At 45.6% G+C, this 26,718-nt stretch carries 27 protein-coding genes; 2 read left to right on the top strand and 25 right to left on the bottom strand.

Annotation, left to right across the window (positions count from 1 at the left end; all coding sequences use genetic code 11):
* Nucleotides 1-322: 322 nt before the first annotated feature.
* From B5D20_RS10700 to B5D20_RS10690, 3 genes are all read right to left on the bottom strand, one after another.
* Nucleotides 323-949 carry a helix-turn-helix domain-containing protein gene (locus tag B5D20_RS10700; protein WP_078666224.1) on the bottom strand — a complete coding sequence of 209 codons (627 nt, stop codon included), beginning with the start codon at nucleotides 947-949 and terminating at the stop codon, nucleotides 323-325.
* 3 nt (nucleotides 950-952) lie between these two features.
* Nucleotides 953-2,083, bottom strand: coding sequence for a glycosyltransferase family 4 protein (locus B5D20_RS10695; protein ID WP_078666223.1), 1,131 nt, complete (start codon nucleotides 2,081-2,083; stop codon nucleotides 953-955).
* 65 nt (nucleotides 2,084-2,148) lie between these two features.
* Complete coding sequence (locus tag B5D20_RS10690; protein WP_078666222.1) at nucleotides 2,149-2,403, bottom strand: hypothetical protein; 255 nt, start codon at nucleotides 2,401-2,403, stop codon at nucleotides 2,149-2,151.
* Between the two features lie 108 nt (nucleotides 2,404-2,511).
* On the opposite strand from B5D20_RS10690, the gene B5D20_RS10685 reads away from it, so the two are divergent.
* The gene (locus B5D20_RS10685; RefSeq protein WP_078666221.1) at nucleotides 2,512-3,891 is read left to right on the top strand and encodes a phosphohexomutase domain-containing protein; all 1,380 of its coding nucleotides are present in this window, start codon (nucleotides 2,512-2,514) and stop codon (nucleotides 3,889-3,891) included.
* Here B5D20_RS10685 and B5D20_RS10680 read toward each other — a convergent pair.
* The 11 genes from B5D20_RS10680 to B5D20_RS10630 form a co-directional block, all read right to left on the bottom strand.
* Nucleotides 3,881-4,486, bottom strand: coding sequence for a hypothetical protein (locus B5D20_RS10680; protein ID WP_078666220.1), 606 nt, complete (start codon nucleotides 4,484-4,486; stop codon nucleotides 3,881-3,883). The genes B5D20_RS10685 and B5D20_RS10680 overlap by 11 nt on opposite strands.
* Nucleotides 4,487-4,492: 6 nt before the next feature.
* Entirely contained in the window at nucleotides 4,493-5,281 is a 789-nt protein-coding gene (locus B5D20_RS10675) for a LysM peptidoglycan-binding domain-containing protein (RefSeq protein WP_078666219.1), read from the bottom strand.
* A gap of 11 nt (nucleotides 5,282-5,292) precedes the next feature.
* Nucleotides 5,293-6,291, bottom strand: coding sequence for a CotS family spore coat protein (locus B5D20_RS10670; RefSeq protein ID WP_159444465.1), 999 nt, complete (start codon nucleotides 6,289-6,291; stop codon nucleotides 5,293-5,295).
* Complete coding sequence (locus tag B5D20_RS10665; RefSeq protein WP_078666217.1) at nucleotides 6,281-6,625, bottom strand: hypothetical protein; 345 nt, start codon at nucleotides 6,623-6,625, stop codon at nucleotides 6,281-6,283. The genes B5D20_RS10670 and B5D20_RS10665 overlap by 11 nt, the downstream gene beginning before the upstream one ends.
* Before the next feature lie 10 nt (nucleotides 6,626-6,635).
* Entirely contained in the window at nucleotides 6,636-7,700 is a 1,065-nt protein-coding gene (locus tag B5D20_RS10660) for a mannose-1-phosphate guanylyltransferase (protein WP_078666216.1), read from the bottom strand.
* 74 nt (nucleotides 7,701-7,774) lie between these two features.
* On the bottom strand, nucleotides 7,775-8,761 hold the full coding sequence (locus B5D20_RS10655; protein ID WP_078666215.1) for a protein kinase family protein: 987 nt from the start codon (nucleotides 8,759-8,761) through the stop codon (nucleotides 7,775-7,777).
* Between the two features lie 4 nt (nucleotides 8,762-8,765).
* Nucleotides 8,766-9,620: a hypothetical protein gene (locus B5D20_RS10650; protein WP_078666214.1), complete on the bottom strand. Its 855-nt coding sequence runs from the start codon at nucleotides 9,618-9,620 to the stop codon at nucleotides 8,766-8,768.
* Nucleotides 9,621-9,705: 85 nt separating this feature from the next.
* Nucleotides 9,706-10,923, bottom strand: a complete 1,218-nt coding sequence (locus B5D20_RS10645) for an aspartate kinase (RefSeq protein ID WP_078666213.1) — start codon at nucleotides 10,921-10,923, stop codon at nucleotides 9,706-9,708.
* Between the two features lie 26 nt (nucleotides 10,924-10,949).
* Entirely contained in the window at nucleotides 10,950-11,855 is a 906-nt protein-coding gene (thrB, locus tag B5D20_RS10640; RefSeq protein WP_078666212.1) for a homoserine kinase, read from the bottom strand.
* Entirely contained in the window at nucleotides 11,855-13,153 is a 1,299-nt protein-coding gene (locus tag B5D20_RS10635; protein ID WP_078666211.1) for a homoserine dehydrogenase, read from the bottom strand. The genes thrB and B5D20_RS10635 overlap by 1 nt, the downstream gene beginning before the upstream one ends.
* A 14-nt stretch (nucleotides 13,154-13,167) precedes the next feature.
* Nucleotides 13,168-13,611, bottom strand: coding sequence for an ACT domain-containing protein (locus B5D20_RS10630; protein WP_078666210.1), 444 nt, complete (start codon nucleotides 13,609-13,611; stop codon nucleotides 13,168-13,170).
* Nucleotides 13,612-13,878: 267 nt separating this feature from the next.
* On the opposite strand from B5D20_RS10630, the gene asnB reads away from it, so the two are divergent.
* A complete protein-coding gene (gene asnB, locus B5D20_RS10625; protein WP_078666209.1) occupies nucleotides 13,879-15,723 on the top strand; it encodes an asparagine synthase (glutamine-hydrolyzing) in 1,845 nt (614 codons plus the stop codon).
* A 35-nt stretch (nucleotides 15,724-15,758) separates the two neighbouring features.
* Here asnB and spoIVA read toward each other — a convergent pair whose 3' ends face one another.
* From spoIVA to B5D20_RS10570, 11 genes are all read right to left on the bottom strand, one after another.
* Complete coding sequence (gene spoIVA / locus B5D20_RS10620; protein ID WP_078666225.1) at nucleotides 15,759-17,237, bottom strand: stage IV sporulation protein A; 1,479 nt, start codon at nucleotides 17,235-17,237, stop codon at nucleotides 15,759-15,761.
* Between the two features lie 116 nt (nucleotides 17,238-17,353).
* Nucleotides 17,354-17,956 (bottom strand): GGDEF domain-containing protein, encoded by a 603-nt coding sequence (locus B5D20_RS10615; protein WP_242952065.1) that lies wholly within the window; start codon nucleotides 17,954-17,956, stop codon nucleotides 17,354-17,356.
* Nucleotides 17,957-18,117: 161 nt separating this feature from the next.
* Nucleotides 18,118-19,323, bottom strand: a complete 1,206-nt coding sequence (locus B5D20_RS10610) for an ABC transporter substrate-binding protein (protein WP_078666207.1) — start codon at nucleotides 19,321-19,323, stop codon at nucleotides 18,118-18,120.
* 125 nt (nucleotides 19,324-19,448) lie between these two features.
* Nucleotides 19,449-20,480 carry an NAD(P)H-dependent glycerol-3-phosphate dehydrogenase gene (locus B5D20_RS10605; RefSeq protein ID WP_078666206.1) on the bottom strand — a complete coding sequence of 344 codons (1,032 nt, stop codon included), beginning with the start codon at nucleotides 20,478-20,480 and terminating at the stop codon, nucleotides 19,449-19,451.
* Nucleotides 20,481-20,484: 4 nt separating this feature from the next.
* Nucleotides 20,485-21,093: a glycerol-3-phosphate 1-O-acyltransferase PlsY gene (plsY, locus tag B5D20_RS10600; RefSeq protein ID WP_078666205.1), complete on the bottom strand. Its 609-nt coding sequence runs from the start codon at nucleotides 21,091-21,093 to the stop codon at nucleotides 20,485-20,487.
* On the bottom strand, nucleotides 21,090-22,418 hold the full coding sequence (der, locus tag B5D20_RS10595; RefSeq protein WP_078666204.1) for a ribosome biogenesis GTPase Der: 1,329 nt from the start codon (nucleotides 22,416-22,418) through the stop codon (nucleotides 21,090-21,092). Before der ends, plsY begins: the two co-directional genes overlap by 4 nt.
* Complete coding sequence (locus tag B5D20_RS10590; RefSeq protein ID WP_078666203.1) at nucleotides 22,411-23,730, bottom strand: DUF512 domain-containing protein; 1,320 nt, start codon at nucleotides 23,728-23,730, stop codon at nucleotides 22,411-22,413. Before B5D20_RS10590 ends, der begins: the two co-directional genes overlap by 8 nt.
* Before the next feature lie 26 nt (nucleotides 23,731-23,756).
* Nucleotides 23,757-24,362: a DUF3189 family protein gene (locus B5D20_RS10585; RefSeq protein ID WP_078666202.1), complete on the bottom strand. Its 606-nt coding sequence runs from the start codon at nucleotides 24,360-24,362 to the stop codon at nucleotides 23,757-23,759.
* Entirely contained in the window at nucleotides 24,359-25,597 is a 1,239-nt protein-coding gene (gene spoIIP / locus B5D20_RS10580; protein ID WP_078666201.1) for a stage II sporulation protein P, read from the bottom strand. Before spoIIP ends, B5D20_RS10585 begins: the two co-directional genes overlap by 4 nt.
* Nucleotides 25,581-26,315 carry a DUF1614 domain-containing protein gene (locus tag B5D20_RS10575; protein ID WP_078666200.1) on the bottom strand — a complete coding sequence of 245 codons (735 nt, stop codon included), beginning with the start codon at nucleotides 26,313-26,315 and terminating at the stop codon, nucleotides 25,581-25,583. The genes spoIIP and B5D20_RS10575 overlap by 17 nt, the downstream gene beginning before the upstream one ends.
* Nucleotides 26,316-26,430: 115 nt before the next feature.
* Nucleotides 26,431-26,694, bottom strand: coding sequence for a hypothetical protein (locus B5D20_RS10570; protein WP_078664755.1), 264 nt, complete (start codon nucleotides 26,692-26,694; stop codon nucleotides 26,431-26,433).
* Nucleotides 26,695-26,718 lie beyond the last annotated feature (24 nt).

Below are 26,718 nucleotides of genomic sequence, written 5' to 3'. Positions count from 1 at the left end.
GTAATCCAGAACCAGCCGTAAACGAACTAAATCTCCAATTGTTTGTATTTCTGTCCACTCAAATAGCTTAATTTGTGGTATAATAGCCATAACAGGCATCCCTCCCTGGGTAGGATTTTTGTCTTTTCAACTTCAATTTTACCACAGGTGGATGCCTGTTGCTTATTTTTTACAACATTTGAGGCTGGGGTGAATTTTTCCCTCAGCCTCTTGTTTTGCGCTAAAAACCCTTTTCTATACACCTTTTTCTGGGGTAAATTTATTTTTGACCTTTCGCTAATCCCTTGGATTGTCAGGATTTTCTGACAACGCAATTAGCTCTTTAAAAATTTTCTTTTCTTATTTTGTCCCACTCATTTATTAGAATTTGTACCAAATTTTGATATACCTGAGCCAGGCCAAAATTTAATTTTTTACCGGCTTTTTTGGCTCTGGTCAAAAAACGGTCTTGCCATTTTTCGATTTCCCTTTCCCACTCCTGCCATTCTATTTCCAGTTGCTGAAAGTAATCATCATGATCAGAGCTTTTTCTGCTCTCCACTCGCTGCTGGGTCTTTAAAATTCTTCTGGTTAATTTATAAATATCTTCAAAAACCTCTTTTAGCTCTAGTACTCTGCTATAGTCTCCTGCCGCCCGATTCAATTCACCCTGGAGGCCATGATTGAGTTTTTCGGGAATTATCTTTAGCTGTTGTAAGGCCCTTTCCAGCTTCTCCAGCCTTTCCTGTTGATAGCTGTGATATTTTCGCTTTAATTCAGTATACTGAGCCGTTTCGTTTTTGAGAAAAGTTAGCAGATCCTCCGCCCTGATTCTAACTTCTTGCCCCGGCAAAACCATTGCAGGCAAGCGGCCACTGGCGATTAATTTTTCCACCTTTTCCCGATCAGTTTTTAAAACCTGGGCCACTTCCTGAACTGTTAATACCTTCAGCGGAGCCTGCTCTTGCATTGTCTATCCCCGCTTTCCCAGTACTCTCCTGTATACTTCCATGGTTTCCAGCGCAGTTTTATTCCAGCTGAATTCCCCTGCTCGCATTAATCCTTTCCTACCCAGCTCCTGGCGAAGATCTGCATCTGTTAACAATTTATACATTTTTTCTGCCAGTTCCATGGAATCAAAGGGATTAAACAACCATGCTCCTTCTCCCACTACTTCAGGAATTGAGGATGTATTAGCAGCAATAGTTGGAGTTCCGCAGGCCATTGCTTCTAGGGGTGGGAGACCAAAACCTTCATAGAATGAAGGATAGACAAACAGATTAGCCGCTGCATAAAGATAAGGTAAATCCTCTACTGCGGCAAATCCCGTCCAAATAACATCCTCTTCCAGCCCAAGGGCCTCGATTAATACTACCAGATCCCCATACTCCCTTACCTGTTTACCGACCAGTACCAGTTTGATTGGATAACCTACATCTTTTCGAATTTCTTTAAAAGCATTGATTAACCCTTTAACATTTTTCCGGGGGCTAAACCCGCCGATATAAAGAATGTACTGATCCTGTATGCCGTAGTGCTCACTGACAAAAGCACGCGCTTTTTTTTGCGGTACAGGCCGATAGATTGGCTCTGGTGCCTCGTAGGTAACTGTTATTTTTTCAGCAGGAACTTTCAAGATCCTGAGCAAATCCTGTTTTGAACACTCAGAAACAGTAATTATGTGGGCAGCTCTGGCTACAATCCCAGGCATTTCCTGCAAAAATACTTTTAGATAGCCTTTGCCAACCGTTTCCGGATAAATGTATGGTATCAGGTCATGTATGGTTACCACCATGGGACAACTATTGCCTTTGGGCAATCCAATTCCATTCTGCGGCACATGATATAAATCTATTTTTTCATCGGTAATACGTGCCGGAATATGCACTTCTTCCCAGAATTTATCCTTGTTTTTTTCAATGGAGTTAAAAATGGAATCACTGGCTATGTCCAGGTCCCGATATTCGTCCCCGGGCCAGAAAAAACGCCAGTTGAATTCCTGCCGATTTATTAAATATAGAGAGCGCAAGAGCTGGTAAGTATAAGTACCAATTCCCGTTCCCCGGTACCAGATGGCCGCACGGGCATCGATTCCGATCTTCACGGCTGTCACCTACCTCCTGGTTTTAGACAAATTTAGAGAGGATAACGGGCTGCCCTGGCAGCCCGTTAACTGCTATGATGTTTATGTTTTTTCATGCCATAGTGGGGTGGACAATGATGCATGGTCATCATCTGCATCATCATATACATATACATCATCTGCATCATACACATCATTGGGCACATCGAATGACCGTGCATCATCGGATGCATCATTGCATGGGACATCATGGGATGGTACATCATTGGATGATGCATCATAGGCATCATCGGCATCATCGGCATGCATTTATATTCGTCAGCCATACCCTGGCGACACATAGGCCTTCCTCCTCTCAACATGCTGGTGTTGTAATATATGACAACAGCGGTGTTAAGGTGAAATTCTGGCGAATAAATTTATAGTAACCAGCAGGGGGAGGCGATGTTATGTCCATCCGCTTTGGTACAGATGGTTGGCGCGGTGAAATCGGAATAGATTTTATCCTTGCCAATGTGCACCAGGCCATTATTGCTGTCGGAAACTTTTTTTTTCATAAATACCGGCAAGGTGTGCTCTTGCTAATCGGTTATGATACCCGCTTCCAGGCCCAGCGTTTTGCACGCTATTGTGCAGAACAGCTCTCCTGGCTTGGCCATCGGGTTTTATTAGCAAATAAGCCCATAACTACTCCTGTCCTTTCCCATGCTATCCGCCATCTACAGGCGGCAGGAGGGATTATGCTTACCGCCAGCCATAATCCACCCCAGTGGCTGGGAATAAAAATCAAGAATGAGTATGGCTCCTCAGCTCCAGCTAGCGACACAGCCTGGATTGAAACATTGATCGGAAAGGAAACCAAACCTTTTGCCAAAGGTTGCTGGCAAATAAAGGATTTTGATGAAGTATATCTGCAGGCTATACACAACAGGGTCGGAGCAGTTTTTATGAATCAGCCCGGACAAAAAGTGATTGTGGACTGTCTTTATGGTTCCGGCCAGGGCTATTTTCCCCGTTTGCTGGCAAATTATGGCTGGCAGGTAAAAGAAATTCATGCTGAAATTAATCCTGCTTTCGGTGGCTTGAATCCTGAACCCATTGCCGCCAACTTACGTGACTTACAAAAAGCTGTGCTACAGCAACAAACTGTGGGCCTTGCTCTTGATGGAGATGGCGATCGTCTCGGTGTTGTCATCGAAAGCGGAGAAATAATAACCGCTCAGGATATTTTTCTGCTGCTTCTCTATCATCTGGTAGAAAATAAACAAAAGTGCGGCAAAGTGATTAAAACTTTTTCTACTACTGCCAAGGTAGACCTGCTGGCCCGGCTATATAACCTGGAATTAATAGTAACACCTATTGGTTTTAAACACATTGCACCTCTATTGATTCAAGAGGAAAAAGTGGTGATTGGTGGCGAAGAAAGCGGCGGCTTTGGTTTTCCCGATTTCTTACCTGAACGGGATGGAATTTTTTCCGGTCTCAACCTGCTGGAATTGCAACTAATCAGCAGGGAAAGCTTACCAAATCTGCTAAACCAGTTAAAGCAAAAGCTTGGCCCCTGGCACTACCAGCGGCTTGATCTGGTTTGCAGTCCCGAACAACTGGAATGCTGGCATCATAAACTCAATACTATCCCCGCTAAAATCGGGGAAAAAATTAAGCGCCAGGAAAAAATGGATGGCATTAAGGTCCATTTTTCCAGCGGCGCCTGGCTGCTTTTTCGCTTCTCAGGTACTGAACCAGTTTTACGCCTCTATTGTGAAGGGGAAAACCCTGCCGAAGTCGATTATCTGCTTTCAGCAGCTCAGGATTGGCTTAACGATTAAGAAATACTATCTGGTTAGTCTTAGGATTCCAATACATCAACCAGTAGCCCCAGCCATTTTTACCAGCTTCCCCCAGAGCAGGTTCAAAGGTACGATAAGGTGAAAATGCCCCCGTTTGGCTTAACGGGGGCTGTTCTCTTTTGCCCCAGATACCATGAGCCAGGTATTTGACTTCCCCCCGTTCATCCCAGATTACCCCAATTATTTGCCGGGGATGAGCCGCAGGATCAGGCAAAGGTAGCCAGACCGGCGGAATGGGCATTTTCCGGCTATAGGCAATGATTTTTCCTGGTCGTTTTGGTTTACTGCTCCTGTCCTCCTGACTGATAATAATTTGCTTAATCCTGGCTGGCCGGTCAAGATTAAGGTTGCCGATAATAAAATAACCACTCCAGCCCCACTCCTGCATGCGCTCTAGCCTGATTATCTTATCCTCATCTGTGATCACCCAGGCCCAGTAGCTATTTTTGTTGTTTCCCTGCTGGGCAGGATGACTCCATAACTGTATTTGATACCAGGACTGGTTTTCCATTTCCGACCACAAGGCCATACCCCATTGTTGATTTTCCTCGTGATAAAGCAAAAACTGTTGCATGTTTATCTATCCCCTCGGCACCCAGAGAACTGACCCGGCCAAGAGCTGACAACCAGGGTTGCGCTGTTTCAGAATTTCCTCCCCTACTCCGTAATGGCGGGCAATGGTTTCCCAGCTGTCTCCTTCTTTCACAAAATACATAGTCACTTTTGCTCTCCCTTTTGCCATCGCAATGGGTTTAGGTGCCTGCTTATTAGGAGTATAAATCTTGTTGACACTTATCTCTTTGTTTTCTTTAACTTCTTCTTTAACTTCCCAGATAGGAATCGTCCCTGTTCCTATTTGCTCACTGCATACCGGTTTTACTTCAACCCAATCCTTTAGCCAGGGAGCCATTTCGGTTAATTCCTCAACCCCTGTCTCTATGGATTCCTCGGCTGCAATCTGTTCTTCCGGCCATTTTAATTCCAGTGCCAGTTCAACCGACCACTCGATTCCTTCAGCTGCCAACCAGGCTTCATGGCTTTTTAACTCCATTTCCACATCCGGCTCTTTTTCATTTTCAGGCAAATCAAACTGAACTTGCCATGAGCCTGCTGTTTGTATACTGACAGTAAAAGGTTTTACCTCTGTCTCCTTGTCAAACATGAGGCCATCAGTATCATCGATTTCATCATTTTTTTCCCGTGGGCATTCCCCTTCTATTACAACCTCGACAATCCCGGCTACTGTCCATTTGTCTTCATCCCGGAAAATCTCTTTTATCTCCGGTTTTACCGCCATGGCCGTAATCCGTTCTAATGGAGTAGCATCTTCCGATAATTGATAAATCCCCTGACAAACTACCTTCTCCATATCAACCCTCCTCAAATTTGTGCAGCTTTTTTCATTTCCTTCAGGAAATTAAGCCGCTCTTTTTCCTGTTTCAAAACCGTTTTTAGTCTTTTAATAAATTCTCTTTCCGTCCTGGGCAGTTGCTCAATATAGTAAGAAAACCCTAGCTGCCAGAAATCCTGCGGATATTGCCAGAAAGCCACCAGAATTTTTTGTTCTGCTTCTGTAAGGCCATTTAGTTCAGCATAATAGTTGAGAATTTTTTCAGCCGATCTGATTTTCCAGCGATTTTTCTTCATTACTCTGATAACCAAACTCCCAAAATCATGTAAGTGAAGATCATACAGGCAATAGTCAAAATCTATAATATGAGCTTTTCCCTGGTACAAGAGCAAATTATGATGAGCAAAATCATGATGGCAAAAAGTTCCTTTTGTTTTTTCCTTCTGACAATAAAGATAGTAGTCCGTTTCTTCCAGGCGGGAAATGGCCTCTTCCCCCTGAGCGATATAATATGCCAGATAATGCTTATACAACCGGTCAAACTCACTAAGTCTGTCTTTTTTTTGTAACTGTTGCTGAAAGTTCCTTAAATCATGTAATCGATTTTTAAAATAAGCTGGCCAGCGTCCCAAGTGAATCCGGCCAGGATAAGGATTATGAGGGTAAAAACCCTGTCCTGCCAAACGCAATGCAACCAAGAGATCGACAGCGGCCTTAATATGTTCCCATTTTTCATAACTTGCTTTTTTACCATTTAACCAGGGAACTGCAAACCAAATCCCACGCTGGTGGTCAGGTACCCAGCCCTTTCCCTCGTTGGTCTGCTGAATAGGGGGGAAATATTCAAATCCTTTTTTCCTCAAGTGTTCACTGACCTGCCAGATAAAGCTAAACTCTTCTGGTGGATATTCAACCCATTTTATGCCCCAGATACCATGACGCTCGGTATGACAGCGCCAGATTCGCCGTATTTTTTCTACTCTGGTAACTTTGAAGCCATAGGCTTGAATTACATACTCAGGAATCACTGGCAATCCCCCCATTTAACAGCCACCACCTCTGATGCACCGCCGGGATTTTGACCGGCTGGGCTGGTAATACTGGGATATAATAAGAATTGCCAAAGAAATTGAATTTCTTAGTACCATCCTTTAAAATCAAACTGATTTGAAAAGTTGAAAAGGGCTGAAGAGATGTCGTACCTGCTGCATAATTAGAGGCCAGTGGTTTAACCCTTTCAGTATTAATTTTTAGTTCCTGAACAGACCAGGTAGAGGGCCATTCCGCCTGCCAGCCGTCCTGGTAAAAAATTAGCTGGAGTTTCTCTGATTTTCTTCCCCAGAAGATTACAGACCAGTACATAATGACCACCTCAAAAATAACGCCTGTATTCCGAATTTCTAACCAGTTTTACCATTTCTTTTACTTCCTGGTCTTTATCTTTGGGGCATATTAAAATCACATCATTTGTTGCAATCACGATCAGGTCTTTGATACCGATAGTGGCCAGCAGCTGGTTTTCTGTAACTAGAATACAGTTACTGGTATCAAGACCCAGGTGTTGCCCCATTACCACATTTCCTTCATCACTAACGGGTAAAACACGGCCTAGAACACTCCAGCTCCCCAGGTCATCCCAGCCAAAATCAGCGGTTAAAACCAGCAAGTTATCAGTTTTTTCCATCACCCCGTAATCAATTGATACTTTAGGCAGAGGTCGATAAACTTTTTTAATAATCTCTGTCTGCTGAGGAGTACCCCAATATGGAATTACCTGATTGAGAGCTTGATGTACCTGAGGCAGGTAGCGTTCCAGGGACCGCCACATAACCTCTGCTCGAAAAATAAATATTCCAGCATTCCAGAAAAAATTTCCCTGTTCCAGATATTTAATGGCAGTATCTAAGTCCGGTTTTTCCCGAAAACTCTTTACCTGCCAGACCCCCTCTCTCTGTTCCTGCCCCAGTTCTATATAGCCATAAGCAGTTTTCGGTTCACTGGGTTTTATGCCGATAGTGATTATCCAGTCGCCTTTTCGAGCCCACTCTATACCTTCCTGGACAGTTTGAAGAAACTTTTCCTCATCCGCTACAAAGTGATCAGATGGCAGCACCACCATTACTGCCTCAGGATTCACCCGGTAAATATAACTTACCGCCAGGCCTATACAGGATGCTGTATCCCGCCGAACTGGTTCCACCAGCAAATTGCTGAACAGGCACTGGGGCAATTGATTGATTACTGTTTGTACATAGTGTTTGTTGGTAACTACCAGAATCTGATTGCGATTAAGAATTCGGTTGACGCGATTAAAGGTAGTTTGCAATAGACTGTTATTGCCGAACAGGGGCAAAAATTGTTTAGGAAATCGCGAACGGCTTTTGGGCCAAAACCTTGTACCCGTCCCGCCAGCCATTATCACAGCATAAGTATCCATTTCTCTCCTCCTCCTTAGCCGAGGTATTCCATTATATGCCTTCCTCGGGCCAGGAGTGACAAAAGCCCAGGTACTCAGGATAGAACTAAACCGATTTCCCTTTCCCTGATAATTTGCTGTAAAAACTCCCGCTTGAGCCGGTCCAGTTCAGCTTCTTCCTGTAACTTAAGCATAAAATTGCTTTCATCCAGCACTACTTCGGTCTGATATTTCCGGAAAAGCCGGTACTTACGCATGGGAAAAGCCAGATATGCTACCAGTACTTTCCATTCCTCTCCTTGTAAGGGACGATAGGCATCATAAATATCCAGTAACAATTTTCCAACATACAGATCCCATTTATATTTGGGTAAATAACGGCTTAACAATCGTGCTAAATCAAAAACCTGCAATTCTCTTTTGATGGGCTCCTCTTTGACAATAAACATGCCTGTTTCCTTGACGCGTAAAAGGGCACTTTCCCCATAAGCACCATGGGCGAAAACTCCCTCTTTTTGCGCATTATCCCTCAGACTTTCCAGATTAATCTGTTCCCACAGTTGAGAACAAACTTGCAAGTCCCCGAGAAATTCCCCGCTATTACGGACTGCTCCCCAGTCCTGAAGTCTTTTCCCCCGTTGAACTAGCTGGTCTTTAAATTCTCCCCAGAAAATGCCTTCATCTTCAGTACAAGTTAAGCCACACGCTGCCTGGTGAAACTGGGCCAGGGTTTTTACTGCCAGATCCAGCTGAGGTAGCTTGTCAAAATCACACTCTCTGCCATCACGCCAATCGGTTAGATACCAGTAGTCTTTTCCCCACTGGACATAGGGCTCTCCATATTTAGTCAAAATAAAACGATTTATTCGCCTAAAGCCCTGTTTAGCCAGATGTTCAGTGGCCCTGCGCACAAACTTAATTCCCGCCAGTTCCCCGTTATATTTTTTTAAATGTTTTGGTCCTTTTTCGGTCATTATCTTATACCCTGTTTCGGATTTTTTAATTTTCTTAAGCTGACGCAAATTGTATTCATGTAAGACTTCATGAACAATCAGTTCTTCATCCTTTTCCTCCCAGTACATCCGATCACCCCCAAAGTCCATTAACCAATTTTTCAATAAATATTTCTCTTTTTTCCTCAAAATGAGCCAGCGATTCATAGCGAGCAAAACCCAGAGCTATTTTCCTTGGAATAATCAATGCTGCCTGCAACAATGAAATCTCTTCATCTCGTATATTTCTGCATTCTATGTAGTCAGACCAGATCTCCAGCAGCACTTCATCCTGCCACTGCCACATCCAGCCATTCAATTCCAGCCAGCGGGCAATCTCCAGTGGCGGGATACAGCAACATATCCCGGCATAGTTGTTAAATATAGCTCCTCTGTCGCCAATACTCCAGGAAATTTGACGATAATCATCTATTCCAGGACAATTTTGGGCCAGCAGTTTTTGCCAGTAATTTTTAATTTCCTGCCTGTTAGCAATTTCCGCAGCCCTGGCTACCTTTTCAGCCAGAGCTATAACTCCTTTAGCTTTCTCCCACCAGGGCTGAGGTATTTTTAACTTTTCCTGACAAGTCCCCTCGGCAGCATGCATAACTTTTTCATGCCACTCAGCCAGAGTCTTCGTCATTTTTCTGCGCTGCTCTGCTTTTTGCCAGTCAGCCGGAACAATTTCTTGCCAGTCGGTTAAAAAAAATATATCCCCACTCTCACTTTTTCCCCAAAAACTGCCAAAACGATCCTGCCAGGGCTTAATGAGCCAGTTCGGCCTTAAGGTACCGGTAGACTCCAATATTTTGAGCAAGTCATACTGGTTAACCAGTAAATATTTTTTACCCTTATCTGTCAGCAACTTATAACCTGCTTCTCTCTTTTCCCAATCGACTATTTCCAGATCATAATCGCTCCCGATTGCTGACAATTCCTTTTCCAGCACTGGCTGTCCCTCCCTTTACCCTCATACCTGTCCCTTTTCTCATGTTTATGCCAAAGGCAAAAAAAATAGCCCTGATTCCGCAGAATCAAGGCTTTTCCAGTTGAAATTTGTTATGCAAGGCCAGTACCGCCAGTTTGACATCACTGGCTCTAATAATGCAGGAAATTTTTATCTCAGAAGTGGCAATCATTTCTATATTAATGCCTTCCTCAGCCAGTGCTTCAAACATTTTGGCTGCCACCCCGGGATTGGAAACCATTCCTGCTCCGACTATGGATACTTTTGCTACATCTTCATCGTAAGTGTAGCCTTTAGCGCCTAGCAAGGAACAGGCCTGCTCCACTGCAGCCAGGGCCCGGGACAAGTCATCATGGGCACAGGTAAAGGAAATGTCATTGGTGTCATTCCTGGTCGCACTCTGGATGATCATATCTACATTGACATTTTGTTCTGCCAGTAACTGAAATAGAGTTCTGGCAACCCCCGGCCGGTCTGGCACATCAAAAATAGCTATTTTGGCTACATTTAAATCATGGGCTATACCGCTTACAACCCTTTCCTTTTCCATGGTACTCTCCCTCCTGACTATTGTCCCGGGCTCATGATTAAAGCTGGAACGGACATGAATTGGCACATCATAGTTTTTAGCAAACTCCACTGCCCGAGGCTGCAATACTACCGCCCCCAAACTGGCCAGTTCCAGCATTTCATCGTAGGAAATATCCGCCAGCTTTTTGGCCTGGGGTACAACTCTGGGGTCAGCAGTATAAACCCCGTCAACATCAGTAAAAATTTCGCAGACATCTGCTTTTAAAGCAGCCGCTAGAGCCACCGCGGTCGTATCTGAACCACCCCGGCCAAGAGTGGTTATCTCGCCATCCTCATTTAACCCTTGAAAACCAGCAACCACTACAATTTTGTTATTAGCCAGTTCTTCCCGAATTCTCTGGGTCAAAACCTTTTTAATTCTGGCTTTATTAAAAACATTATCAGTTCTAATCCCTGCCTGGGGACCAGTTAAAGAGATAGCTGCTACCCCTTCCGCCTGAATTGCCATGGCCAGCAGGGCAATGCTGATTTGTTCCCCGGTGCTCAGCAGCATATCCTGTTCCCTGGGATCTGGGTCCAGGGTAATTTGTTTCATCAGGTTCAATAATTCATCGGTTGTATCTCCCATCGCCGATACAACTACAACCACCTGATTACCTTCCCGGAAACATTCCACGGCCCGGCGGGCTACTCTTTTAATTCTTTCTGCATTCGCTACAGAACTTCCGCCAAATTTCTGGACGACCAACGCCACCCCGAACACCTCTCCTATCTAAATTTCTAAGTTTCAATCCATACCCCTCTGTTTGCAGGACTTAACAAATAAGCATCTGAACTAATCCCCTTCTTTTTTAATGCTTCCTTCACCGCTTCTGCCACTTGCTGCTTGCGTTCCGGCGCAACCAGGGCCAGAATTGTGGGCCCTGCCCCACTCAAGGCTGTACCATAAGCTCCAGCTTCCTGGGCAGCGGCCAGGGCTTCATTCAGCCCCGGGATTAATGGCATGCGGTAGGGCTGATGCAACCGGTCGGTCATAGCCACCGCCAGTTTATCCCAGGCTTTTTGAGCAAAAGCGCCCACCAGCAATGCTACCCGATTGACATTAAATACCGCATCCGCAAATGAAACCGTCCGCGGTAATACCTGTCTGCTCACTTTAGTCGCCAGCAAATATCTGGGGACAACTGCTATCGCTGCCAGTTCCTCAGCAGGCACTTCCCATCTCAACCATTCCACTCTATTTTCAGTTTTAACGGCGACTACGCAACCACCCAGTAACGCCGGTGCCACATTATCCGGATGCCCCTCCAGAGTCGTTGCAATTTCCAGCAAATCCTGCCTGGTAAAAGGTTCACCTAACAGCAAATTCCCCGCTACCAGACCAGCCACTAGCGCTGCTGCACTGCTTCCCAGTCCTGCCCCACCAGGTATCTTGTTCAAGAAAAAGACGTTCAAGCCTGGCATTTTCTGCTCGCATCTTACGAAGATTTCCTGACAGGCTTGCAAAAACAGATTATTTTCCGGTTTCTTTAATTCTTCCGCGCCCCAGCCTTCAATTTCCAGTCTAAATTCATTTTTCGCATTTAATTCAACCCTGATTTCATTGTATAAATTCAAAGCCAGGCCAATGCAATCAAAACCCGGTCCCAGATTAGCAGTCGTAGCCGGCACGCGGATTGTGAACACTAAACTTCCTCTCCTTCCACTCTGATAACATTGGCAATCTCTTCTACTGTAGTCATGGCACCTATAGTCCGCAAAGCCTGTCGCACATTCCCCTCTTTGGTATAATGGGTTACCAGTACCAGCTCAGCCTTATCACCGATGGTTTCTTTTTGAATGACTGTACGCAAGCTTACTTCTTCCTGGCCAAATACACTGGCGATAGCCGCTAGTACCCCTGGTTTATCCAGGACACGCAGCCGAATGTAATATTTCCCTTCCATCTCCTGGATCGGAATAATTTCCTTTTGTTCATAACAGGTGCAGGAGATCCTGCCGCGGTTGCCCAGATTGATATTGCGGGCTGCATCCATAATATCCGCAACTACCGCACTGGCCGTAGGCAACTCTCCCGCTCCCCGGCCATAGAACATGGTATCGCCTACTGCATCACCACGAACGAAAATAGCGTTAAAGGCATCATTAACCGCAGCTAAAGGATGATACTGGGGAACCAGGGCCGGATGTACCCTTACTTCTACCCGACCTTCATGCTCTTTGGCTACACCCAGCAATTTTATCACATACCCCATTTCCCGCGCGTAGGTAATATCCTTGGCAGAAATCCGGGTAATACCCTCGACATATACCTGGTCAAAGGTAATTCTGGTATGGAAGGCTATAGAAGCAAGTATCGCCAATTTACGGGCTGCATCAAATCCCCCTACATCAGCAGTGGGATCAGCCTCAGCATATCCCATCGCCTGGGCTTCTCGTAATACTTCTTCATAATCTGAGCCTTCCTGGGTCATCTTGGTCAACATATAGTTGGTAGTACCATTGATAATTCCCATAACTTGACTGATATTATTGGCAGCCAGGCACTGTTTTAGTGGTCTAATAATGGGTATACCACCACCAACACTGGCTTCAAACAACAAATCAACCCTGGCAGCATCGGCTTCAGCAAAAAGTTCCTGACCATGCTGAGCAATTAAATCCTTATTGGCAGTTATTACACTTTTGCCGTTTCGCAATGCCTGTAATACCAGCTCTCTGGCTAGCTCAGTACCACCCATGACTTCAACAATAATATCAATCCCAGGATCATTTACCAGCTGCCAGGGATCAGCTGTAAATAAATCCTGAGGCGCCGATATTTGTCTGGGTTTCTTGAGATCACGCACGGCAATACCGGCAATTTCCAGGCCAATTCCTACCCGCTGTATCAGTTTTTCCTGGTTGGTTGTTAAAATCCGGTAGACTCCACGACCGACAGTGCCAAAGCCAATTATTCCGATTTTTACTGCTCTTTTTTGCAAAATAACCCCTCCCCTTAGTTCTGTCCTACCACTTCTACACTGCGGACACCTGCAATGTTTTCAATAGTGCGCACCAGGCCATCTACATCCTGCATCATTTCCGCCGTCTCAAGACTAATGGTTACATTGGCCATTCCCTGTAGTGGTAGATTCTGGTTTATGGTCAAAATGTTCCCTCTTACGCTGGCAATAGTGTTTAACACATTCGACAAAATACCAGCTTTGTGTTCCAGCAATAATGCCAGAGTGACAATTTTACCGCGACTGGCTTCATAGAATGGAAAAATCCCATCCTTATACTTGTAAAATGCACTTCGGCTCAGGCCAACCTTTTCTACAGCTTCATGAACAGTACTGGCCTCACCCCGGGCCAGAATCGCTTTCGCCTGGGCAGTTTTTCTAATCGCTTCCGGCAAAATGTCCTCATGAACTAGATAAAACTTTTTCTCTCTACCCACTCTCCTCGTCCTCCCTTTCTGTCTTTCTCTCACGGAATGATGAACCTATATGAAAGACATTATATACAAAGATATAAATTATGCCAACTAATTGAGTAATGGTTATAGAGAAATATCTTTACTCTATACTGTTTTTCAGCTTATTTCTCCGTTTTTTATACAGGAAAACTTTTTTTACGACTGGCATAGATTATTAATACCGCGGCAATGGGGTCGTTCGGTAAGATACCGGATGACTTTTTTATTTAGGGACAAGGAGGGAGTCGCATGTGTGGAATCTCTGGCTGGATTGACTGGGAGGCCGATTTAACCCAATCAGCAAATATATTGCAGCGTATGGGTAATACCCTGACTGCCCGTGGTCCGGATGAAGAAGGCTATTATTTCTCTTATTCTGCAGCACTGGTACACAAACGCCTGGTGGTAATCGACCCGACAGGTGGCAAACAGCCCATGCAACGCCTGGAAAAAGGTCAACACTTTGTGCTGGTCTATAATGGTGAATTGTATAATACTGAAGAAATTCGCTCAGAGTTGCTTGCTGCTGGTTATCGCTTTTTCTCCTATTCCGATACCGAGGTTCTTTTGCTGGCTTTTATTCACTGGGGTGCTGCCTGCCTTGACAAACTCAATGGTATTTTTGCCTTTGCAGTCTGGAATGAAACCACGCGAACTCTTTTTCTGGCCCGGGATCATCTGGGGGTAAAACCTTTATTCTACTACCCCCTCGCATCTGGATTGCTATTCGCTTCGGAACCCAAAAGTATCCTTGCTCACCCGGCAGTAAAACCAGTGCTTACAGCAGAAGGACTGGCGGAGATTTTTCTGATCGGCCCTGCCCGTACCCCGGGTTATGGTGTTTTCAAAGGTATGTATGAATTAAAACCAGGACATTATCTGGTTTATAGCCCTCAAGGTCTTGAAGTTCAACCTTACTGGCAGCTAACCAGCTTCCCCCATCAGGACAATCTGCTGGAAACTTCAGCACGGGTCCGTTCTTTATTTATCGATGCAGTACAAAGACAGTTGATTTCTGATGTACCAAGATGTACGCTTTTATCCGGGGGCCTGGATTCTACCGCTATCACAGCCATTGCCGCCCGTACTCTCACCCAGAAAGGGGAGGAATTGCAGACTTTTTCAATTGATTATTGTGGTAATGACCAGTATTTTCAACCTTCTAGCTTTGTTCCCGATGATGATAACCGCTGGATTAAAATTGCCAGTGAACACTATAATACCAGCCACCACCGGGTTTTACTGCACTCAGAAGATCTCTATAATGCTCTTATACCAGCATTAACAGCACGAGACTACCCCGGCATGGCAGATATTGATTCATCATTACTGCTGTTTTCCCAGGAAATTAAAAAGCGAGCCACTGTTGGTCTCTCAGGCGAATGCGCTGATGAAGTTTTCGGTGGCTACCCCTGGTTTCATCGCCCCGATGCTATCCAGGCTAATACATTTCCCTGGTCATTGAACCTGGATTTAAGAACAAAACTGCTAAAACCTGGCCTGCTCCCCAAACTAAAACCCTACCAGTATGTAAATGAGCGCTATCAAGCGGCCCTGGCTGAAGTTCCGCGTCTGGCAGGTGAAAGCCCTGAGGCTGCACGTTTGCGCGAGATAGCTTACTTGAGCCTGACCCGCTTTATGCCCACTTTACTGGACCGCAAAGACCGAATGACAATGGCTGCCAGTTTGGAAGTGCGGGTGCCCTTTTGTGATCATCGTCTGGTGCAGTATGCCTGGAATATACCCTGGGAGCTCAAAAATTATGGCGGTCAGGCCAAGGGTATTCTCCGTCTTGCTTTAAAAGATTTATTGCCTGAATCAATTTTAAACAGAAAGAAAAGTCCCTACCCCAAAACCCATAATCCCGGATACTATCAACTGGTCAGAACAGATCTCTCTCAGATCCTGGCCAGGAAAACAAGTCCACTCAGAGAAATTGTTGATCTGGATTATCTCTCCTTTTTACTGGAACAGGATCCGGGGCGTTTTAGTTACCCCTGGTTCGGTCAGTTAATGAATTTGCCCCAGCTGTTTGCCTATTTGATTCAAATTAACTACTGGCTGGAACATTACCGGATTCAGCTGGAAGTATGAAAAAACAGGGTCGGCCCAGCAAGCCGACCCTGTTTTTATACAATAATACAAATCAGGCCACCACTACCATCATTGACCACCCTCTGCAAAGTTTCCTGGAGTTTGACTCGGGCACTTTCCGGCATCCTTTGCACCTTATTTTGTATTCCCTCCCTGACTAGATCATGCAATGTCTTGCCAAAGATTTCTGATTGCCAGATTTTTCTGGGGTCAGTTTCATATTCTTTCATCATGGATTGTACCAGATCCTCACATTGTTTTTCGGTTCCTATAATGGGGGTTATTTCAGTGGCAATATCCGCTCTGATAATATGCAAGGAAGGAGCGCTGGCTTTCAGCTTGACGCCAAATCGATTGCCCTGCCTGATCAATTCCGGTTCCTGCAGATTCATTTCATCCAGACGCGGTGTAACCACACCATAACCAGTAGATCTTACTTCTGCTAAAGCTTCCGCTACTTTATCATATTCCCGTTTTGCCACTGCTAGATCCTGCATTAAACGTAAAATATCATGCTCTCCCTCAATTTCAAATCCAGTTACTTCCTTTAACACTTGCAGGAACAAGTCCTCCCGGGCTTCCATGTCCACTGTAGCAGCACCAGTTCCCATATCCATTTCCCTCAGCGCTACTCCAGCCACAAATTCATGTTCCCCCAGTGCCTCCACTGCCCGATCCACGTCTCGCAGGCGCTTTATATAACGCACTGCATCCCGAACAGCGCTTTCAAACTTTTCCCTTAACCAGTGATTGGGGGGTAATTCCTCAATCCAGCGGGGTAAATTAATATTTACTTCATTAACCGGGAACTCAAACAGTAACTCCTGCAGGATATTGATAATCTGCTCCTGATTCAGCTCTGCACAATCTACCGGTAAAACCGGAACATCAAATTTACTGGCAAGTTCCCGGGCCAAATCCTGGGCCTCGGCCCCATGGGGCCTGGTGCTATTTAATAGCACGACAAATGGTTTTCCCAGTTCTTTCAGTTCAGCAATAACCCTTTCCTCTGCCTCCTCGTAGGCATAGCGCGGCAAATCAGTGATAGTGCCATCAGTCGTTACCACTATCCCGATGGTGGAATGGTCAGTAATCACTTTGCGAGTACCGATTTCAGCTGCTTCCTGAAAGGGAATCGCTTCTTCCGACCAGGGAGTATGCACCATTCTGGGCCCTTCGTCCTCCTCATAGCCCAGGGCTCCTGGTACCGTGTAGCCCACACAGTCTACAACCCGCATTTTTACCTTAACACTGCCGCCAATGTTGATTTCGATTGCTTCATCAGGAATAAATTTGGGTTCAGTGGTCATAATTGTCCGTCCAGCCCCCGATTGAGGCAACTCATCCCGGGCCCTTTCCTTGTCATAGACATTTTTGATATTGGGGATGACCATAAGTTCCATGAATCTTTTAATAAAAGTGGATTTACCCGTACGGACAGGACCCACCACCCCCAGGTAAATATCGCCATTGGTTCTTTCGGCGATATCGTGAAAGATGTCTATCCTCTCCATAACCACGCCTCCCTCCTCCTGTTACAATTTTCCTGCCAGTTTAGACAGGCAGGTTTTAACACTAAAAATATATTTGATGTGGACAAAAAAAATGACGACATACAATGATTTAGTCGTCATTTTCCCAGAATCGCCTTGTGTTGCTTTTTTTGCTGGTACATTAATTCATCAGCTGTTCGCAGCATGTCCTCAGGAGTAAAATCATTTTGATATTCTACCAGTCCATAGCTCAGTCCAACTTTATAGTCCACTGCTTGCTTAAAAGCATTTTGCAAGCGCTCCATAATCTGCTCTCCTTCTTTTCTGCTTACTTCTGCCAGCAGCAGGGCAAATTCATCACCTCCATAGCGAAAAGCAAAATCCACATCAATGCGAAGCTGTTCCTGGCAAACAGAACCAAAAGTCTTAAGGACCTGGTCACCAGCCAGATGACCAAAGGTGTCATTGTATTGCTTGAAACAATCAAGATCGATCCAGGCCAGTACGAAAGGACGCCCATAGCGGCGAGCCCGCTGCACGAATTCTCGCAACTTCAAATGTAAGTATCTTACATTATAGACACCAGTTAAATCATCTATAATGGCTTTATGATACAATTCGCGATTTAACCTTAACAACTCTTCTTTTTTGTTTTTTTCCCGCCACCAGGCCCACTGGGCCAGTGCTGCCCAGATTGATAACGCCGGCACCAACCAGACAACCCAACCTATTAATTCCATCACAACCAACCTCTCCTATTGTTTGAGCATATTTTCTCTATCTTAATAGATGGTATCATATAACAGTATCAGCTGGCAAGGGATTTTTCGCTACAATTTTCGACAAAAAGCAAAAAAAGTAAACGCCTGCATTATAAAATATGCAGGCGTCTTTACCTCAGTTACGGTTCCACCCTGGTGCGGAATTTGAGAGCACCATTATTATATTCCATGATTACCGCACTCTTAACCGGGTTATGTTGTGCATCTAAGGTAATGGTTCCGGTTACACCTTTAAAGTCTTTGGTAGCAGCCAGGGCATCCTTGATTTTGACAGGGTCAGGAGTCCCAGCAGTTTTGATAGCTTCAAACAACACTTTGGCAGCATCATAGGCCAGAGCAGCCAGAGCATCCGGTTCCTGACCATACTTGTCCTTGTATTTCTTGACAAACTCCTGTACCACCGGAGAAGTATCCATAGTGGTATAGTGGTTGGTAAAGAAGACATTGGTCAGTGCGCTTTTGCCAGCGATTTCTAACAGCTTGGGGGAATCAAAACCATCTCCGCCAACGATAGGTTGGGTAAGCCCCAGTTCCCGGGCCTGACGGATAATCTTACCTACTTCCTCATAATAAGCAGGGACATAGATTACATCAGGATTCTTAGCCTTGATTTTGGTCAGGGTAGCTTTAAAATCGGTATCCTTGGCGACAAAAGCCTCTTCGGAAACAATTTCACCACCCAGTTTGGTAAATCCACTCTTAAATGCTTCTGCCAGCCCCTTGGAATAGTCACTGGATTGGTCGACATAGATAGCTGCTTTTTTCGCCTTCAGGTCATTGAAAGAGAAGCGGGCTGCTACATCACCCTGGAATGGGTCAATAAAGCAGGTCCTGAAAATCCAGTCTCTGGTTTTGTTGGTTGCAGGGTCCACAGTTACCTTGGGGTTAGTCGCCGAGGAGGTAACCAGCGGAATCTGGTTCTGAGTTGCTACCGGTTCTGCTGCCAGCACATTGGAACTGGCAACCGGGCCCAACACTGCCACTACTTTGTCCTGGGTCACAAGTTTGGTCATGGCATTAGTGGCTTCAGCAGCATCGCTCTTGTTATCTGCTGTGACCAGTTCAATCTTTTTGCCATTCACACCCCCTGCCTGGTTAAATTCTTCCAGTGCCAGCTTAATCCCGTTTACACTGGAATTCCCGAAAGTGGCAATGCCTCCGGTCAGCTCATAGTTAGCTCCTACCTTAATTACATCTCCGCCCGCAGCACTGTTATCCTGGCTTTTGGCGGTCGGCTGGTTGCTACTGCCGCTGCCACAACCTGCTAAAAGCCCTACCCCCAGCAGAGCCGCCAGAGCAGCAGCCATTGTTTTGCGTACCTTCATTCCTGATCTCTCCTTCCGTACTGCTGTTGTAGATTATGATTTGCAATTCGCTATTATTCTACAACACTATTTGTCTCTCTGTCAAGAACAAAAAAAGAGGCATTTAAGCCTCTTAAGCTCTACTTTTACCAGTGCTGGTTTAAAACCACCTCTTCCATCTCATGGGTTTTACCCCTTTGCATCAGTCTGGCTACTCCTTCCCGGGGGTCTGCTCCAGCAAACAGCACCTGATAGGCCTGTTCCGTGATAGGCATAGAAACCCCAAGGTTCTGAGCCAGACTTCTAGCTACTTTACAGGTGCGCACCCCTTCAACTACCATTTTGATTTCAGCCAGAGCTTCCTCCAGTTTCTTGCCCTGCCCAATCAATATTCCGGCTCTTCTATTGCGGCTATGTAAACTGGTACAGGTGACAATCAAATCACCAACCCCTGCCAGACCAGCAAAGGTTAAAGGTTGAGCACCTAAAGAACTGCCCAGACGAGCTATCTCCGCCAGACCCCTTGTCATCAGTGCAGCCTTGGTGTTGTCCCCAAAACCCAGTCCATCCGAAATACCTGTACAGAGGGCAATGATGTTTTTCAAGGCTCCCCCCAGCTCCACGCCGACAACATCGGGATTGGTATAAACGCGAAAAGCAGGAGACATGAACAAATCCTGCGCAGCTTCAGCTGTTTCCCGTTTGGCTGCCGCTGCCACCACTGCTGTGGGTATTTCCCGCCCTACCTCTTCGGCATGACTGGGCCCTGATAAAACCACAATTTTATCCCGAAACACATCCGGCAATTCAGAAGCAATTACCTGACTTAAACGCAAGAAAGAGCCTTCTTCTAGACCTTTGGCGGTATTGACTATTAATCTATGTTGTTGTGGTTTTAAAAAACCGGCGACCCTTTTAATAGTTTCCCTGACCGCATGACTGGGCACGCCCAGGACAACCGCTTCCGCATCAGCCAGGGCCAGTTCTAAGTCCGCCGTCAACCGCAATTGAGGTGGCAAACTAACACCGGGCAGATAGCTGCGATTCTCCCGATATTCCAGCATCTCCTCTATTTGCTGCTGACGACGGGCCCACATAGTTACCTCTTTCCCATTCCGGCTTAATAGAACCGCCAGGGCTGTAGCCCAGCTGCCGGCCCCAATAACCGCTACCCTCATGGTGCTAATCCCTCCTCTTTCCACTGCGACCAATCCGGTTTTCTGTCCCTGTACGCAAACGCTGGATATTGCTCCTATGCCGCCAGATAACAATACTGGCGCCAATTATACCAAAGATGCGAACTGCCCAGGATGGCTCAAACATCAAGAGCAGGAACGGGGTACAGGCTGCTGCTATTAATGAGGCCAGTGAAACATAGCCACTTATGTAAAGAATAGCACCCCAGATCCCTAAAGCCAGCAAGGTAATAGACGGATTAAGGGCAAAAAGTACCCCACCACCTGTGGCTACAGCTTTACCTCCTTTGAACTGTAAAAACACCGGATAGGTATGGCCCAGAACTGCTGCAATCCCCAGTGCTACTCCCCAGGCCGGTCCTCCCCAGAGTTTGCCCAGCCAGGCAGCTACTGCCCCCTTGGCAAAATCACCTGCAAAAGCTATAAGCCCGGCTTTCCAGCCCAGTGTTCGCCAGGTATTGGTAGCTCCGACATTCCCACTGCCATAGTTGCGGATATCGATTCCGGCCACAGCTCTGGCCACCACATAGCCAAAAGCAACAGACCCTAGAACATATGAAGCGATAACCAGGATAATTCCTAACCACCAGTTCATTCTTTTTCCTCCTGCCGGTTACGGGGAATAATCCGTATGGGAGTACCCTCAAAGCCGAAAGTCTGACGTAACTGATTCTCAATATATCTCTGATAGGAGAAATGCAATAATTCACTGTCATTTACAAATAACACAAATGTAGGCGGTTTAACAGCTACCTGGGTAGCATAAAGGATTTTCAACCTTCTACCCCGGTCTGAAGGCGGTGGATTCAGATAAGTGGCTTCTCTGATCAGGTTATTCAAAATACTGGTAGCAATTCGCATATTTTGTTGATCTGCTACAAATTTTACCAGTTCCAAAATCTTGGCCACTCTTTTCTTGGTTCTGGCAGAAACATAGATGACCGGAGCATATTGCATAAAACCAAGACCTTCTCTCAATTTCTCCGTATAACGCAAAGCCGTTTTATCATCTTTTTCCACCAGGTCCCATTTGTTTACCACCAGGATGCAACCTTTGCCACTTTCATGGGCATAACCGGCAATTTTCTTGTCCTGCTCTGTCAATCCCTCTACCGCATCTATTACCATCAGGACTATATCACTTCGATCCACTGCCCGCAAGGATCGAATTACAGAATAGCGTTCCACTACATCTGCGATTTTGCCTTTGCGTCTCATACCGGCAGTATCGATGATAATGTATTTTTGGCCATCCCGTTCCAGGGCAGTATCAATAGCATCGCGTGTAGTCCCAGGCACATCGGAAACTATAACCCGTTCTGTCCCCAGCAAAGCATTAACCAGAGAAGATTTGCCCACATTGGGTCGGCCTATGACAGCTATTTTTATTACATCATCATCTTCTTCCTCCCCTTCTGTCGGTGAAAAGTGTTTCACCACTTCATCCAGTAAATCCCCAATATTATAGCCGTGGGCTGCCGAGATCAGAATAGGTTCCCCTAAACCAAGGGCATAAAACTCATTGTACTGTTCAGTGTGATCAAAATTGTCCACCTTGTTCACTACCAGTACCACTGGTTTATTGGCCCGGCGCAGCATATTGGCTACTTCTTCGTCATTGATGGTCAGACCTTCCTTTCCATCAACTACAAATAAAATAACGTCTGCCTCCTCCATGGCCAGCTGGGCCTGGTGTTTCATCTGATTGGCAATTTCATTTTCGATCCCGGAAAATTCAATACCACCAGTATCAATTACAGTAAAAGCATGGTCTAACCAAACCGCATCCCCATAAATCCTGTCTCGCGTAACTCCAGGTATATCTTCAACAATAGCCAACCGGCCACCCACCAGCCGGTTGAACAATGTGGATTTGCCTACATTTGGCCTCCCCACTATGGCTACAATTGGTTTACTCACCTGTCAACCACCTCTTTATCATAACTACTAAATCTTCCCCGTTACTACTGATAACTTCAACCTTCACTCCAGCTTTATCTGCAATTTCATCTACAGTCATTCCATCCAGGGTAACCATCTCTCCACGTCGAAAGATAATATCAGGCAGAAAAACCACATCCACATTTTGCGATTCAGATAAAGCTGCTAATATATCTTCCCCGGTTAACAATCCGGTAACCGTCACTGTTGGGCCAAAAAAACGGTTCGGGACAGCCAGAACCTCAAATTTTGCCCCGGTAATTGCCTCCGCCTCTGCGGCAACCTGCTGCAGTACCCTTGCAAAAGAAACCCCCGTGATCCACAAAGCTTTCCTGCTCTTACCCTGTTTTTTGGGCAGTTCCTCTTTTGAGTCCTCCCAGTTATCAAGAAATGTCCTGACCAGGCCAACCCCGTTTTCCAACTGGGGAAAATCCTCATAACGTTCATTCTCAGGAATGGATCGCCCTGCCATTAAATAAAACTCATCGGCTGCATAAACTAGATAGCAATCAAACTCCTGCCGGTTCTTTTCCTGCCAGCGCTCTACCTGGTCAATTAAGTTTGCGGCCTCTTGAGAGGTAAAGGTTCTTAATTTTGCTAATCCATTGCGATGGGCTGTCAGCCCGACAGGAACAACCGCAATAGACTGAACCTGGGGATATAAACTTACCAGATCAGCAACAGTCTTGTCCAGCTCTTCCCTGTCATTGTAATCAGGTACACAAACAATCTGGGTATGAAGCTCGATTCCGGCAGCTGCTAATCGCTGCAATTGTTGTAATACCTGCCCCGCTTTCCTGTTACCCATCAATTCCTGTCGCAATTCCGGGTTAGTCGTGTGTACTGAAACATAAAGCGGACTTAAATGTAGTTTTTCAATGCGTTGTAAATCTTCTTCTCTTAAATTGGTTAAGGTAATAAAATTCCCATGCAATACCGAAAGACGGTAATCATCATCTTTAACATATAAACTTTCCCGCATCCCTGGCGGCATTTGCTCCACAAAACAAAATTTACAACGATTGGCGCAACGTCTAATCCCATCGAAAACTGCGCTTTCCAGCTCTATACCCAGGTCTTCATCCCATTGTTTTTGTACAGAAAGAGTAAAAATTGCCCCACTTCGTTCAATAGTTAAGCTCAACTTTTCCTCGGCCAGAGCGAATTGCATATCGATTAAATCCCTGACCGCCTCACCATTAACTGCTAAGATCCGATCGCCTGGTTTAAGCCCTATCCGTTCTCCAAAACTTTCAGTCTGGACACTGGCAATAACAGCTGCTTGTGTCATATTCCACCTCAACACTATAAATCACTCTATTCATTATTAACCATCGCAGCCAGGAAGTCAAGGGAAATGCCAGTTATGCCCCAGGCCAGCCAGAAACTTCTTACTACGCGGCAAGCTAAAACCCGGTCAACAGTAATATTTGCTCCGTTTTTTAGAACCCATTTTTTTGTTTCTGTAATCGGTACCAGCTTTTTTACCTGCTCAACCTTGTTGACAATTTGCCAGTAAAAAGTTTGTATCCCTCTTATAACTATTGGTCTACCCAATCTTTCCCAGTGCAATCTCCGGGAAGTATAACCACCTACTACCATTAACCAGTTGACATATGGTAAGGCATCCACCAGTAAATATTCCTCCCTGGTTATGCCTGCTGCCTGAGCAGCCAGATGGATTAAGTCATTCAATTGGTGGCCAAGATTGCGTTTGCCCAAAACATATATTTCCCTTTGTTTATCATCAATCCCAAAGAAAAAAAGGCGCCCGTGGTCATGTTCCCAGGTCCCATCAAATAAAGGCAGTTCCAGCAACTCCTTTTCTCCGGGGACCCTGGTGTTGTCCAGCAGCCCCAGATGCAGGGCAGCTGCTACAACTGATGAATGGGCGCCACCATAACAGTTATAGATTATCTTCACTCTCTTTTTTCCCCACCCTTATTCTCTTTCTTTTTTAACCCCAGGGCACTGGCCAGTTCCCGGGAAGCGAAGTTCCGCAATCTATCCCAGGTAGCTGCCCCAGAGCCGGTCGCTAACAGCAGAAAACCGATACCAGCTGCAATCACCAGTACAATCGCCAGAAAAGCCCCCGTCCAGGAGCCGCGGTTTTCATCACTCAAGCTTAGAGATTTATCAGGGGCAGCTGCACCCGGAGGCGCTGCTCCTGGACCGGTAGTAGTACTTACCCCAACGACCCGGGGTACAGCATCAGCAAACAATTTTACGCCTTCCTGAGCCTGAATTCGGCTATTAGTATGAGATCCAACTTCGATCAAGATTGCCCGTGGCGATAGGTCCTGGTTGTAGTTTCCTTTGGCAATAAAAATGCCTTCTACTAGACCTGGACGGTGTTTATCGAGATATGCTTTAATATTTTTGGCAAAGGTCAGGTTTTCCCCTTTGCGAGGATTTCTGCGTCCCACGACTAGCTTGATCTGCGTAACGTTTTTGCCGTTTATTTTAGCCTGATAAACATCGGGCGGAACAGCATCCCGATGCACATCCACCAGTGCGACAGGGTTTAGCTTTAACAATTCTGTAGCAGTTCTGCGCGAGCGATGATAGGCATTAGCATCATGGGGATCATGTTTGCGCAGACTTTGAACTACATTAAGGCCAATTTGTTTCATTGCAGCTGCATAGGCTTTCCCGACTTTGTAAATCCCGCCATTGCCATATATACTGGACCGACCATCGGTTGGTACATACGATTCATCACTATGACTGTGATAAATAGCTATCAACGGTTTTTTACCACCACCCGCTTGAGCTGGCAAGCTCATCGGTTCATCCCAGGCTGGATTATAAGCCAGCTTTTCCTGCCCAATGTATTTTAATTTAACAACATCACCCTCGATCTTCTCTACTCTGTAATGCTTATTGTCATCCGCAATGTATTCATCTCCGACAAAAACTGGCAGGGCAGTCATATGAATGGTTTTCCCCTGCTCATCTTTAAAGATGTAATATCCTGATTCCCGCTCTGTCTCATCACTGCCACTCAATAAATTTAATGGTTGAAAGACTGGAACTTTGCTGTTCATAGCTAGCCATTGTCCTAAAGTCCCATTGTCCCGGGCATAAATCAAACCTAAAGTCAGAAGAAGGGATACCAAACCACCAATTGCCAGCAGCCTATTATTTTTGTTGCTCATCTTTTTCTCCCCCTTTCTTCTGGTCAGCCCCCAGCATACTGGCCATTTCCGGGGTCTTAAGTCCTGCTATCAACTCAGGATCTCGGTTTTCCCGGGCCGGTCCTCCTTGCAGCCGTTCCCTGGTTTCACCTATCAATTCTGCCAGCAAAGCGGCCAGTACGCCGGCCAGTATATACGTATCAAAAGCACCTGCCCCACCAAAACTGACAAATCCGCTTCTACCCTTAGCATAATACCAGACCAGCTGGAAAACATCTGCCAGCATTAACCCCAGTATGGCAGAGATAAAAGCTGAACGCCGGGAGCGTCCTACAACATAGGCTAATACACCCGCTACCAGGGGATAAAAGTAAATAGGATCCATAAACATTGTCTCCGGCTCTGTACCCCCTAAAAATACCGTAGAGAAACTGATTGCAATGGCAACTGCCACAGCTGCTATTAAGGCTCTAAAGATTTCCTTGCCTGTACCCGCTTTTCCCAGTACATAAATTGACAACCCCAGTGGTACCAGCGCTCCACCTACATTCACATCTACTCCTACTAGTCCTCTTGCTACCGGAATTGTAATAAAACTACCAATGATCATTAAGCCGATGACCACCAGTGCCTGTCGGTCAGTGAGCCGCATTCTGTCCAGAATCCGGTGCGCCAGACCAAAATAAATTAACAAAGAAACAATTACTAGAACCAGGGTACCAATCGGCAATCTAGCCACAATATCATCTCCTTTCCTTACTCGTACCATAACATAATTTGCCCTTATTCAGCCTCAGTTATACAGCAAGAACAAATTCGCCCTTCGGGCGACTTAAAAGAGTAAGCCGCAAAGCTTACTCTTTTTCCCCTTTATAAACCATGCCTCCAGGACAATAAGGACATTCCAAAATTGGCATTCCTGGTGAGCCCAAGTTATCCAATTTGTCCATAGCTTTCATCTCATCTACGATAAATGCTGGCACTTCCTCTTTATACCCACATTTCTGACAATGATAATTGTAATAGGTTTCCTTCTTCTGTCCTTCGAAGGGAAGCTCCCAGTCCAGCAGTAGATCTTCTATCTCGGCCATTTCGTTTTTTCTTTTCTTTTTCTTCAAAGTAAATCACACCATCCTTCTCAA

Source organism: Carboxydocella sporoproducens DSM 16521 (genome assembly GCF_900167165.1).
In the GTDB taxonomy this organism is placed as follows: domain Bacteria; phylum Bacillota.
The sequence above is the reverse complement of the archived record's forward strand: the minus strand, read 5'-3'. Positions and strand labels throughout refer to the sequence as shown.